General features: G+C 62.3%; 10 protein-coding genes and 1 pseudogene. 5 read left to right on the top strand and 6 right to left on the bottom strand.

Features of this window, described 5'->3' with window-relative positions:
- Positions 1–1427: pseudogene (acs, locus tag EFD55_RS29735) on the top strand (acetate--CoA ligase); the annotation flags it as partial.
- A gap of 149 nt (positions 1428–1576) precedes the next feature.
- Here acs and EFD55_RS29730 read toward each other — a convergent pair.
- The 6 genes from EFD55_RS29730 to EFD55_RS29705 form a co-directional block, all read right to left on the bottom strand.
- Entirely contained in the window at positions 1577–2059 is a 483-nt protein-coding gene (locus EFD55_RS29730) for a MarR family winged helix-turn-helix transcriptional regulator (protein WP_125850232.1), read from the bottom strand.
- 145 nt (positions 2060–2204) lie between these two features.
- Entirely contained in the window at positions 2205–3236 is a 1032-nt protein-coding gene (locus tag EFD55_RS29725; protein ID WP_125850242.1) for a 2,5-dihydroxypyridine 5,6-dioxygenase NicX family protein, read from the bottom strand.
- Between the two features lie 42 nt (positions 3237–3278).
- Positions 3279–3920 carry an N-carbamoylsarcosine amidohydrolase gene (locus tag EFD55_RS29720; RefSeq protein ID WP_125850230.1) on the bottom strand — a complete coding sequence of 214 codons (642 nt, stop codon included), beginning with the start codon at positions 3918–3920 and terminating at the stop codon, positions 3279–3281.
- A 13-nt stretch (positions 3921–3933) separates the two neighbouring features.
- The gene (locus EFD55_RS29715) at positions 3934–4686 is read right to left on the bottom strand and encodes a maleate cis-trans isomerase family protein (protein WP_125850228.1); all 753 of its coding nucleotides are present in this window, start codon (positions 4684–4686) and stop codon (positions 3934–3936) included.
- Between the two features lie 74 nt (positions 4687–4760).
- Positions 4761–5561, bottom strand: a complete 801-nt coding sequence (locus EFD55_RS29710) for an alpha/beta fold hydrolase (RefSeq protein WP_125850226.1) — start codon at positions 5559–5561, stop codon at positions 4761–4763.
- Positions 5558–6694, bottom strand: coding sequence for an FAD-dependent monooxygenase (locus EFD55_RS29705; RefSeq protein ID WP_125850224.1), 1137 nt, complete (start codon positions 6692–6694; stop codon positions 5558–5560). Before EFD55_RS29705 ends, EFD55_RS29710 begins: the two co-directional genes overlap by 4 nt.
- Before the next feature lie 358 nt (positions 6695–7052).
- On the opposite strand from EFD55_RS29705, the gene EFD55_RS29700 reads away from it, so the two are divergent.
- The 4 genes from EFD55_RS29700 to EFD55_RS29685 are packed head-to-tail and all read left to right on the top strand — an operon-like array spanning position 7053 to position 16082.
- Complete coding sequence (locus EFD55_RS29700; protein ID WP_245438623.1) at positions 7053–7592, top strand: (2Fe-2S)-binding protein; 540 nt, start codon at positions 7053–7055, stop codon at positions 7590–7592.
- Positions 7589–11131: a molybdopterin cofactor-binding domain-containing protein gene (locus tag EFD55_RS29695; protein ID WP_125850222.1), complete on the top strand. Its 3543-nt coding sequence runs from the start codon at positions 7589–7591 to the stop codon at positions 11129–11131. Before EFD55_RS29700 ends, EFD55_RS29695 begins: the two co-directional genes overlap by 4 nt.
- A 12-nt stretch (positions 11132–11143) precedes the next feature.
- Positions 11144–13828 carry a carbohydrate-binding protein gene (locus tag EFD55_RS29690; RefSeq protein WP_125850220.1) on the top strand — a complete coding sequence of 895 codons (2685 nt, stop codon included), beginning with the start codon at positions 11144–11146 and terminating at the stop codon, positions 13826–13828.
- A 16-nt stretch (positions 13829–13844) separates the two neighbouring features.
- Positions 13845–16082: an MGH1-like glycoside hydrolase domain-containing protein gene (locus EFD55_RS29685; protein ID WP_125850218.1), complete on the top strand. Its 2238-nt coding sequence runs from the start codon at positions 13845–13847 to the stop codon at positions 16080–16082.
- Positions 16083–16313 lie beyond the last annotated feature (231 nt).

Genomic DNA, 16313 nt, shown 5'->3' with positions numbered 1-16313 from the left:
GCGGCCTATGCGATGCTCGCCTGCGCCCGGATCGGCGCGGTGCATTCGGTCGTCTTCGGTGGCTTCTCGCCCGAGGCGCTGGCCGGGCGCATCGTCGACTGCGAATCCACCTTCGTCATCACCTGCGCCGCACCGGCGGCAAGACCGGCTGGGCACCGGGCCGCGATCTCTGGCATCATCAAGAGGTCGCCACCGTGAAGGCGGAATGCCCGCCGGTGAAGATGAAGGCGGAAGACCCGCTCTTCATTCTCTATACGTCAGGCTCGACCGGCAAGCCGAAGGGCGTGCTGCACACGACGGGCGGTTACCTCGTCTATGCCTCGATGACGCATGAATATGTCTTCGACTACCATCATGGCGACGTCTACTGGTGCACGGCCGATGTCGGCTGGGTCACCGGCCACTCCTATATCGTCTATGGGCCGCTTGCGAATTGTGCGACGACGCTGATGTTCGAGGGCGTGCCGAATTTCCCGGACCAGGGCCGGTTCTGGGAAGTCATCGACAAGCACAATGTCAACATCTTCTACACGGCGCCGACGGCGATCCGCTCGCTGATGGGCGCCGGCGACGAATTCGTCACGCGTTCTTCGCGCTCCTCGCTGCGCCTGCTCGGCACGGTCGGAGAGCCGATCAATCCCGAGGCCTGGGAGTGGTATTACAATGTCGTCGGCGACAAGCGCTGCCCCGTCATCGATACCTGGTGGCAGACGGAAACCGGCGGTCACATGATCACGCCGCTGCCAGGCGCCACCGATCTGAAACCGGGTTCGGCGACGACGCCGTTCTTCGGGGTCAAGCCGCAACTGGTCGACAATGAAGGCAAGGTGCTGGACGGTCCGGCCGACGGCAATCTCTGCATCACAGACAGCTGGCCGGGCCAGATGCGCACGGTCTACGGCGATCACGAGCGCTTCATCCAGACCTACTTCTCCACCTACAAGGGCAAGTATTTCACCGGCGACGGCTGCCGGCGCGATGCGGACGGCTATTACTGGATCACGGGCCGCGTCGACGATGTGCTCAACGTCTCGGGTCACCGGCTCGGCACGGCGGAAGTGGAATCCGCGCTCGTTTCACACAACCTCGTTTCGGAAGCAGCCGTCGTCGGATATCCGCATCCGATCAAGGGCCAGGGCATCTATTGCTATGTGACGCTGATGGCCGGTCATGACGGGTCGGACGCGCTTCGCCAGGACCTCGTGAAACATGTCCGGGCCGAAATCGGCCCGATCGCTGCCCCCGACAAGATCCAGTTCGCGCCCGGCCTGCCGAAGACCCGCTCCGGCAAGATCATGCGCCGCATCCTGCGCAAGATCGCCGAGGACGATTTCGGCGCGCTTGGCGATACGTCGACGCTTGCCGATCCGGCCGTCGTCGACGACCTGATCGCCAACCGGCAGAATTGGACAACGGCCACCGCGTAGATGGAAGTGACACCATCGGCGTGCTCTTAAATCGTCTTTAAGTCCCATAATAGCGCGTTATGCCTCAAAGTCAGAATTATCAGTCACTTAGCTCGTTGAACAGCGCCCTACTTCGCATCCCTTCAAGGCCGCAGGTACCCCATCAACACCTACTGTTCTCCAGTCTCATCGTCGGCGATCTTGCGCAGGAGATACAACAACGCTATGCGCTCCGCCGGGTTGAGACGCGCGACGGTCTTTTCGCTGATAAGATAGGCTTGCGGATACATGTCCTGCAGCAGGGCTTCGCCCTTGGGCAGCAGGGAGATCACCACCTTGCGGCCGTCGGCCTCGTCCTTGGAGAGATCGATCAGTCCGCGGGCCTTCAGCCGCTCGACGATGCCACGGATGGTCGCCTGGTCGACGGAGGTGGCCTTGACAAGTTCGACCTGTGAACTGGGACCGAGGTCATGCAGCGCGCACAGCGTCACAAACTGCACCGATGTCAGGTCTGGATCACTGGCATTGGTCTGGAAAATCGACAGATGACGCTGATAGGCCTTGCGCAGCAGATGCCCGACTTGCTCCGTGACGTGGTAGCCATTCTGAGGCGCCGGCGCTTCGGGCAGGTCTTCGGTGTCTTTTGCGGTCATCGTCGGTGTGATCCATCGGTTTGCGGCTCTTTGGCGCGAATGCGGCGCGGACTGCAGGAAACATCACAGCAGGTTGCGCTGGTCAAGGCGTCTCGAGCCGCACCCGCTCCGCGCGATTGCACGCGGAGCGGCTTGGCTATTTCGGTTATTTGAAGTTGTACTTCATTTCCTTAACGGCGATGTCGCCATCCAGAACCATCGGTTCATCGTCGAGGAACAGCGAGCAACCGCGCATCGGGATGTCCAGATGGCAGGCGGTGTCGTTCGGGCCGCCGAGCTCGTTGTTGGGGCCGGTGGAGAACATGACGTTGCCGTAGAAGGAGCGTGCCTCCATGCCCATGCCTCCGGGGAATTCGCCGGGCACCATTCGATGCCACTTAGCGTTCTGATTAAGGCCCCAGCCGACATGGCTCATGCCCATGCCACGCGGGTCGCTGAAACCTGCCATGTAGGATTTGACCAGCTCGGCATCGAGACCGCCGCGAATGTCGGTGATCCAACCGTTTTCGATCGTATAGATGATCGGGTCGCGCACGTAGATGTTCTGCGGCAGCAGGATATCGCCCGGAGCAACGACGATTGTACCGTCGACGCCATCATCGTCACCACCGGTAAAGACAAAGCCGGACGGCCAATGATCCCAGCGGCCCGGCTCGTCCGTGCACGCATATTCCGTAATGGCAGGATAGGTGTTGAGCTTGTAGGTGACATCTGTGCCGTGCGGAGAAGTGATCCGCATCACCTTCGCCTTGGACAGCAGGTCTCCGGCAAATTCAACGCGCTCGCGCAGTTCCTTTGTCGGCAGCATGCGTGCCAGAATCTCCGGCGGTTCCACGGCGGTCAGGATACGCGTGCCGGCCGCCTGGATCGCCATCTGTTCCGGGCTGAAGAGTAGAAAGATGCAATCGATCAGCATGTCGGCGGCCTTCAGGGCCTCTACCGCTTCCGGCATGGCAGCAAGGCCTGTCTGGCCGACCGCCCATGCACCTGCCGGCGGCACCGGCGGCAAACGCATGTGATACATCTTGGCGCCAAGACGCATGCCCGCCGCCATGAAGGCGTCGGCGTAATCGAGGCGCTCGCTGCCCTGGGTAAGGACAATGAGTTTTTCTCCCTCGTGAACGCCCGACATCTTCAACTGATGCAGGCAGATTTCCGTGAAGCTGAATTGATCCATGCTCATTCCCCTATCTTGTGAAGGCTTGGCTGTTTTGTAAAGTTACGGACAGTCGGACTTGACCTTGGCAATTTCGGCGATCGCCTCCTCCCTCGAAACGACATCGCCATACTTGCTGTCGATGTCGAAGAGGTTGGCATTGTGCGGGTCGGGATGCCGGTCGCCGACGCAATCGCGCACGACAATGGTCCGGAAGCCGTGCTGCACGGCATCGACGGCGCTCGCACGGATGCACCCGCTGGTCGAGCAGCCGGCTAACACGACCGTGTCGATGCCCTGCGCATGCAGATGCGAGGCGAGGCTGGTGCCGAAGAAGGCGCTGGCATATTGCTTGACGATGACAAGTTCGCCTTTTTCCGGAGCGACGCCGTCGCAGAATTCGGCCAGCACATTGCCTTCGACCATTCCCTTCATGACGGGCGATTTCTTCACCCACATGCCGCCGTCAGCGCAGTTTTCCGCAAGATAGAGGATGCGCGTATGGATGACTGGGATGCCGGCGTCGCGGGCGGCCTGGATGAGCGCCGGCGTCTGCGCGACTGCGTCAACCACGCCCGGGGCGTAGAGAGGCGCGCCCTCGGTGGTGTACCCCTTTAGGAAATCGATGACGAGCAGGGCTAGGCGCTGGCCGAAGCCGATGCGGTTGCCCCAGACGCCCTGATAGTTGCTTTCTGCGCTCTGCATGATCGGTCTCCCTTCAGTATGCGCCGGACAGAAGCGCGCCGGCGCCGGGCACGACTGCTTCCAGACCGAGCTTCTTGAGCATGCAGTAAGTTGTCGCCACGGCGGCGGTCACAACCGGCTTCCCGGTCATGGCCTCGACCTTGGCAATCACCGGCAGCGACGGCATCTGCACGCAGGCCGACAGCACGATGACATCGACGTTCGACAGATCGAGCGTCTGGACAATGGCCGGGAGATTTTCCGGATCGTGGCGGGCGACATCGAGATTGTCAGGAATTTCAAGGGCCCGCCAATCCATGACCTCGAAGCCCTCTTCCCGGATGTAATTCACCACGAGTTCGGTCAACGGTTTCATATAGGGTGCGACGACGGCGATCTTCTTTGCCTTCATCACCTTCAGGCCCTCGATCAACGCGCCGGCGCTGGTAACGACGGGAATATTCGCGTTGTTTTCCTGAGTGCGGCCCGTCAGACGTTTCTCCGACTGGCGGTGATAGCCGAGGCCCATCGCCATGATGGCAACAAGGCAAGCATATCCCAGAACATCGACGCGGGCGTCGGAAAGCTCGACGGCGCAACGGTCGGATTCGGCGTCCATCGCTGCCAATTCTTCCTTGACCACTTTCTTCATCCGCATGCGGCTGGAGTGGAAGGTGAAGCGCTCGGGGCGGATGGACTGGCGCGCCGTCAACATGGCGGGAATTTCGGTCTCCATCGTTGTGTTGGAGCTCGGAACGATCTGGCCGATACGATAATATTTCTGCACGGATGGAATCCTCTGCGTTGCAAAAGCGAGTGTCAAACAAACGGCGGTGGATGGTCGATCCGTCGCCGTTTCAATCAACGGGAGAGAAAATCCCCAAGCGCGGCAAAGAAGCCGTCGAAATCATCCCAAGGGATCATGTGCCCGGCATTGGGCACCCGGGTGATTTCCAGCGCCGGATACAGAGAGCGGGCCTCGTCCTCGTCCACGGTTTCGATCACGCCTCCACGGCCGGCCACCATCAGCATCGCTGGCTGCTTGAGCTTCGGCAGATCCGGGAAGATATCGTCCTTGTGGAAGTCCTCGAAGGCGGTGACGATGGCGGGCTCGTAGCAGGTATGCAGCCATTCGGCGCGCAGCTTCAGCTGTTCGTCGGTCCATGTCGGGCAAAACGCCCTCATACCTTCCGCATCGATGCCCTTCAGCGCCAGGCGGATGCTGTCGACATACCAAGGTAGCTTGCTCGGGTAGACGCGGCGTCCGGGGCCAGAAACCGGCGGATCGATCAGGGCGAGCCTCGAAAACGCGTCGGGCGCCGCAACGGCGGCACGGATGGCGATGCGCGCGCCCATCGAATGGCCGAGCAGGGCGGGGGCAGGAAGCTCGAGCGATGTGGCGAACCCGACCACGTCGGCGGCCATCGCGTTGAGGCCGTAATCAAGGTCGGGACCCGTCGACGACAGGCCGCGGCCGCGCACGTCGAGCACGTAGACGTCGTAACGCTCGGCTAACCGCTCGGCGACGAATCCCCATGTGATCGCCGGGCTGGTGATGCCAGGGATCAGGATGACCGCAGAGCCAAAGCCGCCATAGCGCAGATAGTGCTGCCGAATGCCGTTGGCGAAGACGTTCGCCCCGTACAACGCGCCGCCGCTCATGCTGCGGTCTCGCTCTTCAGCGGCTCGGCATAGATGTCGTAGCCATAGACCCACGCGGGATCCTCCTGCTTGAGCAGGAAGGTGTTGGCGTTCGAAACGCTCTGGACACGCGTCGCGCGGTCGCGGCGATTGGTCTCATAAAGTCCGAAAGCGGTGCGGAAATCGTTGATGCCGGTTTCCTGCAGGCAGCGGGTCAGCATCGCGGCGTCTTCGATCGCCATGGCGGCACCCTGCGCCATGTGCGGCTTCATCGGATGGCAGGCATCGCCCAGCAGCACGAGGCGGCCCTTGCTCCAGAGCGGCAGCGGGTTACGGTTGAACAGCGGCCACTTCGTCACCTCATCGGTGCTTTCGATCAGCGCCTGGATGATCGGATGATAACCCTTAAACGCCGCCGCCATCTCGTCGCGGCTGCTGCCGACGAAGGCCGAATCGAATTCCCAGGCCGGATGCGGAACGCCGGTGACATAGTAATATTCGTCGCGGCGGGCCGTCGTGTAGTAGACCATCATGTGACGGTCCGGACCCCACCACTTGACGCAATCCTCAAACGTCAGGTCGTATTTCTTCAGTTTGTCGGACGAGATTAGGGCGCGATGGCCGACCCAGCCGCTGTAATTCGGCTTTTCTGCGCCGAGCAGCGTTTCGCGAACGCGCGAATTGATACCGTCGGCGCCGATCACGATATCTGCGCGCACCGAGGTTCCATCTTCGAATTCGATCAGCACATCGGTGCCGTTGTCGTCGAGGCGGGCCAGCTTTTTGCCGAAGTGCAAGGTGCCCGGCTGCAGCGCATCGCACTGAATGGCCTGCAAGTCGCCACGGTGAACGGTGCAATAGGTCTGGCCGTAGCCCACAAGCGGAACCCGCGCGGTGTATTCGCCGGTAATGCCGTCGCGGCTGAACCAATGGCTCGGTGTGCTGCTGATGCTGATGACCTTCTTGTCGACGCCGATGCGCTCGAAAATCTTCAGGACGTTCGGCCCCATATGGATGCCGGCGCCCAGGCGCGAGAAGCTCGGCGCTTGTTCGTAGACGTTGACCTCAAAACCCGCGTGCTGGAGCAGCGCACCCGCGACGGCGCCACCGAGGCCGGCGCCGATAATCGCGATCTTTTCTTTTCCGTTAGACATGGCGATCCTTCTTAGCTGTCTTTCGACGCATTGTTCCCACGATTGGACGCTTGCCAAAATTCTAGCGCATACGCTTTAAATAGCAATAGCGACGCCCTGATTTTCGTCAAAATTGCGGAGAAATTTGCCCGGCAATTGAATATACTAGCAAAATCACAACGGCGAAATCCGACTTGTCATTGGTCATTATGAAGCGTATACACTTCTTAATAAAATAAAAGGGGCAATAGATGCGAAGGGTCGGTGACTGTCGCATCGTTATGGTTTGTGGGCGTCCGCGCGATGTCTGCTGCGTAGCGGTTCGGCCGATAGAAAAAGGCGTGGTCTGTGTTTCGTTCTCCGGCGCGGAGGGCCTGCTTTGACACTGCCAGTTTGCTTCAGTTTGAATGTGAACGACGCCGTCGAGAGCGTCGAAGCAAGCCCGGAAACACCACTTCTCTATATCCTCAGAAACGATCTCTCCCTGAATGGTCCGAAATACGGTTGCGGGCTCGGCGAATGCGGTGCTTGCGCCGTTCTCATAGACGGCCGTGCCGTCCGGTCCTGCACGGTGCCGCTCGGTGCGGTCGGCGCGCGACGTGTCATCACACTTGAAGGCCTTGGGACACCCGAGCGTCTGCATCCGGTCCAGGCGGCCTTTATCGACGAGGCCGCGGCTCAATGCGGATATTGCCTGAACGGCATGATCATCGCCACCGCAGCCCTGCTCAATCGCAATACCGATCCCGACGAAGACGCGATTCGCGAGGCGCTGCGCCATCACCTCTGCCGTTGCGGAACGCATATGGAAATACTCGCCGCAGTCAGGCGGGCCGTCGCCTATGCCAAGGTCGAGCGGGCGCGCCGTTCCACTCTCGACGGTGTCTCGCCAAAAGCCGCGAAGGAGGTCTCCCCGTGACCGATAACCGCCAAATGCCGAAATCGGCCTATATGTCGGCCGCCGACACGCTGCTGATCGTCAACGATGCACTGCTCGGCGATGCCGCGGAACTCTATATCGCGGTGGACGCCGATAGCTGTGTGACCGCCTTCAACGGCCACGTCGATCTCGGGACAGGCATCCGCACTTCCCTGGCGCAAATCGTCGCCGAGGAACTCAGCGTGCCGTTCGAGCATGTGGACATGGTGCTCGGCACCACCTCCGCCGCACCCAACCAGGGCGCGACCATCGCCAGCGAAACGATCCAGATCACCGCGGTGCCGCTGCGGCAGGCCGCCGCCACCGCCCGCCATCATCTGCTGGCCAAGGCAGCCGAGAAGGTCGGCGTGCCGCTTGAGCGGCTGAGGCTGGAAGACGGTATCATCCGCGCCGACGGCGGCGAGAACTGGCAGTTGAGCTTCGGCGACATTGTCGCCGGCAGCCACACCAGGCTGTCGATCGACAAGTACGCGGTCCTGAAACCGGCCTCGGACTACAAGCTGGTCGGTTCGTCGCGTCCGCGCGTCGATATTCCCGAGAAGGCCACGGGGCGCTGGACCTACGTGCATGATGTTCGCGTGCCGGGCATGCTGCATGGCCGCGTCGTACGGCCGCCCTATGCCGGTTTCGATCACGGCGACCATGTCGGAAACAGCCTGATTTCGATCGACGAGGCATCGGTCGCGCATATTCGCGGGCTTGTCGGCGTCGTCGCCATCGGCGATTTCGTCGGCGTGGTCGCGACCCGCGAGGAAATCGCCGTCGAGGCGGCGAAGAGCCTGAAGGTCGTGTGGCGGGCGCCGCCCGAGTGGCCGGATCTCAACGCGCCGGAAAAGGCGCTGCGTGCCAATCCGTCGACCGCGCGCAAGCTTGCCGATCTCGGCAATGTCGATATGGCCCTGGCCGGCAGCGCCCAGCCGATGAACCGCACCTATGTCTGGCCCTACCAGATGCACGGCTCGATCGGGCCATCCTGCGCGGTGGCCGATTACAACGAAGGCGGGCTGACGGTCTGGTCGGGAACGCAGAACCCGTTTCCCATGCGCCGCGATCTGGCGCTGCTTCTCGACATGCCGGAAGAGCTGATCCGGGTCGAGCGACTGGAAGCCGCCGGCTGCTATGGCCGCAATTGCGCCGATGACGTCACTGCGGATGCTGCCCTGCTGTCGCGCGCGGTCAAGGCGCCCGTCCGTGTCCAGCTGACGCGCGAACAGGAGCACGCCTGGGAGCCGAAGGGCGCCGCCCAGATCATGGACGTGCGCGGCGGTCTCGATCTGGAAGGCGGTCCGTCCGCCTATGATTTCGAAACTCGCTATCCCTCCAATCTGGCGCCGACCCTTCCGTTGATCCTCACCGGCAAGGTGCCGCCAGTCTCTGACGTCGTGCAGATGGGCGATCGCACCGCCATCCCGCCCTATGCCTACGGGAACCTCCGCGTCACCGTGCACGACATGCCGCCGATCGCGCGCGCCTCTTGGTTCCGCGGCGTGTCGGCGATGCCCAACACGTTTGCGCACGAATGCTATGTCGATGAACTGGCCGCCGCCGCCGGCGTCGATCCGGTCGAGTACAGGCTTCGCTACCTCCACGATCCGCGCGCCATCGATCTAGTGAATGCGCTGGCCGAACGGGCAAATTGGGTACCGCATACGACATGGGGCACGCTCGGCGGCGAGGGCGACCTGCTCTATGGGCGCGGGTTCGCCTATGCCGTCTACATCCATGGGCCGTTTCCTGGCAAAGCCGCAGCCTGGGCCGCCTGGGTCGCCGATGTCGCGGTCAATAAGAAGACCGGCGAGATCGCGGTCACCAAGGTGACGTGCGCGCAGGATTCCGGGATGATGATCAATCCCGATGGCGTGCGCCACCAGATCCACGGCAATATCATTCAATCCACCAGCCGGGTGCTGAAGGAAAAGGTCGAATTCTCATCGACCGCCGTGCAGTCGAGGGAGTGGGGTGGCTATCCGCTGATCACCTTCCCCGAGGTGCCCGCCATCGACGTGCTGATGGTGCCGCGGCAGGACGAACCGCCACTCGGCGTCGGAGAGTCCGCCTCCGTTCCCAGCGCCTCGGCCATTGCCAACGCCGTCTATGACGCTATCGGTATTCGCTTCCGCGAACTGCCGCTGACGCCGGAACTGGTGCTGGCCGCGCTGAACGGCAAGACCGACGAAACGCCGGCTGCCCCGGTCACGAAGAAGCGGAACTGGTGGAACATAGGTCTTTCGGCCGTCGGTGCCGTCGCGGCTCTGTCCGGTATCGTCACCATGGCCTCGCCATGGCGCCCGGCGATCGGCACCATCCAGCGCCCGGACGCGAACGTCTACAGCGCCGCCACCATCGAGCGCGGCCGGCTGGCGGCGGCGGCCGGCGCCTGCAATGTCTGTCATGTCGGCAATGACGGCACACCCTTTGCCGGCGGACGGCGCTTCGACACGCCGTTCGGCGCCGTCTATGCCACCAACATCACCCCGGACACGCAAAGCGGCATCGGCGCTTGGTCCTACCCGGCCTTCGAGCGTGCCATGCGGGAGGGCGTGAGCCGTGATGGCCACCACCTCTATCCCGCCCATCCCTACACCTCGTTCGCGGGCGCCGAGGATGCCGATCTTCAGGCGCTTTACGCCTACATGATGACGCAGGCGCCGGCCGCGGAAAAGGTGCCGGAGACGAAGCTCAAATTTCCCTACAGCATCCGCGCGATGATGGCGGGCTGGAACGCGCTGTTCCTGAAAGCGCAGCCGTTCAAATATGTCGAGACCCGCGATGCGCAATGGAACAGGGGCGCCTATCTCGTCGAGACACTGGGTCACTGTTCGGCCTGCCACACCGACCGCAATGTGCTCGGCGCGGAGAAGAGCGGCAGCGCCCGGCTTTCCGGCGGTTTTGCCGACGGGTGGGAGGCGCCGGCCCTGAATACGTTCGCCAGGGGTCCGGTCGGCTGGACGGCCGATTCCTTCTACGATTACCTGCGCACCGGACACTCGCGCGATCATGGCAGTGCCGCCGGTCCGATGGCGCATGTCGTCGAGGTGATGCAGCCGCTGCCGGATAGCGATATCCGCGCCATGGCGACCTATCTCGCAAGCCTCAACGAGGTCCCCGCCGGGACCAAGGCGCAGAGCGAGGCGGCCGTTGCCGCGAGTGAAGCGGCCAGGGCTTCGGCCGCGCGGATTTCACCGAAGGGCGAGCGCATTTTCAATGGTGCCTGCGCGACTTGTCATACCGGCAATTCGATTTTGTCGTCGCTGGCCCTCAACAGCAACCTGCATGCCGCGGCGCCTGATAATCTCATCCAGGCGATCCTGAACGGTGTCGAGGCGCCGGCGATCCTTGCGCAGACCACCGGCCGGGAAGCCCCCGAGGTGATGTCGATGCCGGCGTTCCGCGAGACGTTGAACGAAGGCCAGATCAAGGACCTCGCCGATTATCTGCGAGCGCGTTTCGCGCCCGACAAGCCGGCCTGGACGGAAACGACGAAAGCCATGCAACGGGTGACGGCAGCAAGCCACTAGGGAGCAGACGATTTGGACCAGATCCGAACCGGACAGGATATCGACCCCCGCAACCTGTTCGAGAACCCGACAGCCGCGTTTCGCCCGTCGGCTTACTGGTTCTGGCATTCGATCCCGACGCAGGAGGTTTGCCACACCCAACTCAGCGATTTCAAACTGAAGGGGATCGGCACGATCCTGATCCAGGCCCGGCTTGTGATGTCGCGCGACGACTATCTGTCGCCGGCCTATCTGGAAGCCTATCGCGTCGCGGCCGGGATCGCCGGCAAGCTGGGGCTGAAGCTTGGCATCTACGACGATTACAACTGGATCAGCGGCCATGCCGGCGGCCGAACGGTTGCGGGCCGCGACGACTTGCGCGAGCGTCACCTGTTTTGGTCGTCATCAGGGCATGGGCGAGGGCAGATCAGCGGCATCCACCCGCCATTCACCCAGACAATGGGCGCCGATATCGTCGAGTGGCAGTATGAAGGAAGCGTGGTCGAATGGTGTGAGTGGACGGTTGAAGCGGCGTTGCTGCATTCGTCGGCCGGCATCGACGGCCTCGATCAGATCGTCGATGTGACGGCGCGGACATCGATCGTCGACAGTGACGGCGTGTCCTGCACCTACGCTTTCGACGGCGCGGCCGGGGACGGTCAGATGCTGACGGTGTTCGTCAGCGCCCGGTCGACCACATCGCGGCTGATCAACTACCTGCTGCCGGAGGCCGCGGAGCGGTTCATCGGGGTCGGGCTTGATCCGCTGGTCGAGGCGCTTGGCGATCTCGTGCCCGATCCCGTCGGCTTCGTGTTCTACGACCAACCCGCGGCGGGTTTTTACAAATGGGATCAGATCTCCGGTTGCCTCGGGAACAGCCTGCTGTTCGCGCCAAGCCTGCCGGACGCCGTTTCGGGCGGCACGGGGGGACCTTTCGCTAAAACGCTGCTGGCATTGCTGCGTGACGTCGGGCCTGAGACCTTGCGGCTTCGGGCGCGGTTCTATGCCGTCTATTCGGCGCTGATGAACGAGGCCTTTTCCGGCACTTTGCGCAGATGGGCCCAGGGCAGGGGGATTGTGCTCACCGGACACGAGATCCTGCCGCATATCAGTTCGTGGTCGTTAAACGGCGGCTTCGCCAGCATCGACCCCAGGGTGGCGCTTGCGGTGGATTTCTTCGGCATCGACGCTTTGAGGCATGAAACGGCAGTCGATTCCAACAACTTCGTTGCGCAGCTTGCGCCGAAGCTAGGCGATTCCGTCGCCCGATCGAATGGCCGCAGCCGCTGCGTTGTCGAAACATATGCCAGTGCCGAGCGAACGCCGGTGCGCGCTGCAGGGCAATGGGAGTTGACGCTGGAGACGATGCGGGCGCAGGCAATCCGGCTCTATTGCCTAGGCAGCCGGCAGTTTCTGTGGCACGGCGTATATCAAACTGACGGTCATGACGACGATCCGACGCCCTTTGCCAACCCGCGTTTCGATTTTGGGCCGGGCATCAATTTCGAGCCGTGGTGGAGCTACCATGATCTGTTCGCGCAGGAGACCGCGCGCATTTCTGCCTTCATCGAACCGGCCACCCCGCGCACGCCGGTTGCGATCCTCTATCCGCTTCATACCGCCTTTGCAGAAGGCCCACGCCACAACCATGCCACCCACATCGGTGCATGGTGCGGAGGGCTTCTGGCTGAAGGCTGCGACTTCATGTTCGTCAGCGAAGTCGATCTCGCAACGGCAAGGATCGAGAACAGCCGCCTGCTGGCATCCGGGCTCTCCTTCGATGCTGTGGTCCTACCATCGGTCACGGTGTTCGAGATGGCAAAGACGTTGCGCGCGCTAGACGCCTTCAAGGCTGCTGGCGGAGTTGTCTGGTCGTCAGGAGATCGCTTGTCTACCGTTTGCGATGGCGGCGAGCCGCTGAACCCGATAGCTTCCACGCACATCGATCACATGCCTGGAAGGCGAGATATCACTGCGCTCCTGTCGTCGCTGCCGTTATCTGGTCCGGCGGTAGTTTGCCATTCGCCGGATCGTCCTTGGCAATGGGTCGGAAACGAGGCCGATGGCTGGTGGCGGATTGTTCTCTTCAACGATGGCGCAACGCCGCTGGTGAGCGAAATTTCCTTCGGTGACGGCTTCGACTCCGAGATCTGGTCCGCCACGACAGGCAAGGTGGAGGAGGCCGGTGCCTTCAGCCGCCTGACGGTCAGGCTCGACCCGCAGGAAGTGCGCTGCATGCGGCTGCGCGAGACGGCGCAGGGGATAGCAAGAGAGGGCCGTCTCACGGCCCAGCCGCCGCTCGACGCCGCGCGCGCCGTACCGCTTGTCGTCGGTTGGAGTTTTGCGCCAGGCGCCGATGCAGCATTCGTGCCGATCTCGGTCGAGAGCGGATGGGAGACGCAGGGATTTGCCGATTTCTCGGGCACCGGTATCTACCGGCTGACGCTCGAGATCGGCGACGAGGCCGAGTGGTTTCTCGAATTGCCGGAGGTCGCGACCGTGGTCGTCGCCTGCCTCGATGGCCGGCAGATCGATCGGCGGGGCTGGCGGCCCTACCGTTTTGCTTTGGGGCGGCTGATCCCCGGTGTCCATTCGTTGGAACTTCGCGTCGCGAACACGGCGGCAAATCGCTACTACAACAATACACCCTATCTCGGCGAGAACCTCGACAAGAGCGGGTTGACCGCAGCTCCGACACTCATCCCGCTTAAAACCTGACCGGAAGCCCAGAATCATGCCACAATATTCGACAATTCCCCTGATGCGTGCCTGGAACAGCTGGTCCAGTCGGCCGGCCGAAATGGTCTTCCTGCCGCTCGGCGTGCGGATCACGCCGGTGCTGTACTCGACCCGCAGCAAGACGACTTCCGCGATCGAGCCGCGGCGCGACACGGTTCGCCTCGGCCGTCACGCGATCGACGGCTCGCTGATCGAGCTGGAGACCGATCACAGCGGTACGACGGTCGCCTTTTCGACGACGAAGACCGATCCCTTCGCCATACGCGGCAGCTGGAACGGCAAGGTGTCGGCCGAGTGGGGGCTGCGCTTCTGGTTGACGCTGGCGATCTCGTCCGATGGCGGCGAAGTGGCGGCCTATGATACGGGCCGCAACATCACGCTGCTGAAGGTCGGCACGCGATTCGTGGCGGTCGCGACAGCCGACGCGCCAGTGCACGTGACCGGTCACGACACGATCGACGCGCTGCGGGCGGACTTCGAGGAAAACGGCTACTTCTACACCGCCACCCGAAAGAACGAGGCACCGGTGATCGCCTTGCGCTTCAATCTCGAGATGATGCGCAAAGGGGCCTATGCTGCAGGCGTCGCAGACAGCGCGGAGCTTGCGATTGCCAAGGCGCAGGCCTGTCTTGCCGCCGGAGCATCCGCCGATATCGCTAATGCGCAGACCGGCGTGTTCGAGGGTGCACTCGACGCCGTGCGCGATGTGGTCGCATGGAACACCATTTGGGACGAAACCAACGCGCGTCCGTACACGGCGGTGACGCGGATCTGGAACCTCGGGAAATTTGCCGTCTGGTTCAACGACCAGATTTTTGCGGCGCTTCTCGCCGGCGTTTTCGACGCCGACCTGGCGCGCGAAAACATGGCAACGGCAATGGCGGGTGCGACGCCGCAGGGCAACATCGCTTGCATCGTCACCTCCAACGATGCATGGGTCGATCGCAGCCAACTGCCGTTCGGCGCGCTCGTTGTCTGGCAGCTCTACCAGCGCACTGGCGAACGTTCGATGATCCAGGCAAGCTACGATGCGCTGGTGCGCAATCGGCGTTGGTGGCAGGAAAATCGCGATCCCGACCGCTTCGGTCTGCTCTCGTGCGGAACATCGGATGTCGGCGAGGGCCTCTACAAGGGCACAGCCTTTGGCGCGCGCAACGAAACCGGCATGGACAATTCCGCGACCCATGACGAGGCTGTCTACGATCCCATCACGCGTACGCTGTCGACCTTCGATCTGGGCCTCAACTGCGCGGCTGCTCTCGACGCCGAAATGCTCTCGAAAATGGCCACCGTGCTCGGCAAGCATGAGGATTCCCGCGAATTCGCCGCTTTGGCAGAGCGCCACCGGACGTTGATCTCGGAAACGCTCTGGGACGAGAGCCGCGGTATCTTCGCCAATCGCCAGCGGCGCGGCGGTTTTGTCCGGTCGCTGTCGCCGACCAGCTTCTATCCGCTGCTTTGCGGCGCCGCGACGCCGGCGCAGGCGGCGCGTCTGCTCGAACATCTGAGCGACGAGACCACCTTCGGCGGTGATTTCGTGTTGCCGAACGCGACGCGTGATGACCCGGCCTTCGCCGACAACGTCTATTGGCGCGGTCGTATCTGGCCGAACGTCAACTACATGGTCTGGCTCGGCCTGCGACGCTACGGCTTCATGGGGGAAGCGAGCAAGCTCGCCAGCCAGAGCTACGACCTGTTCATGAAGAACTGGCGCGAGGATCGCATCGCCGCTGAAAACTACAACGCCGTCACCGGCGAGGCGATGGACCAAGGCGACACCGATCCGTTCTACATCTGGGCCGCCATGTTGCCATTGATGGCAACCGGCGAGATTGTCGAGTTCGATCCATGGACGGGCTGGACGGTGCACAATACCGGCCGGGACGTGGCGGTCGGCCCCATGCTGTCACCGTCGGGAACATTGCATCTGCGGGTCGAGGCCGCCGCCCTGTCGATGACGCTCAACGGTCACGTGATGTTGCGGACGGACCTGCAAACGACGCTGTCGCGCATCATCATGACCGATGGACGGCTGAGCTGCACCATCGCGCCGGTTGCCGCAGCCGGCTATATCGACCTGCCCGGCCTAGACGTCGGCGGCGTCCTTGCTGTCCGTCTCGATGGGCAGGACATCGGCTATGTTGCAAGCGCCGACGGAGTGCGCCTCACGATTGCCCAAAACGCTGAGGACCGCCGGCTCGACATCTATTTTTCTGCTGCGGACACAGGCTGACGCAAGGTAGCGCTTGACACATATCAATTCGTCATTAATAGTTTGTATGCAAAATAAAAAATAAAAGACTGATTGCTAAAATCAGAGGGTTTGAACTGAAGGTCCGCCGACAATCGATTGATTTAGGTTGATCCTTATCGAAGTCAGGTAATGCTGTCTCCGCTGCGAAGTGATGTTTCGCTCTCTGGCGGCAAGGCTTTCGTTTGCCCTGAGATAGGGCGCTTCGAGCAA

Source organism: Rhizobium pisi, assembly GCF_003938655.1.
Classification (GTDB): domain Bacteria; phylum Pseudomonadota; class Alphaproteobacteria; order Rhizobiales; family Rhizobiaceae; genus Rhizobium; species Rhizobium pisi.
The sequence above is the reverse complement of the archived record's forward strand: the minus strand, read 5'-3'. Positions and strand labels throughout refer to the sequence as shown.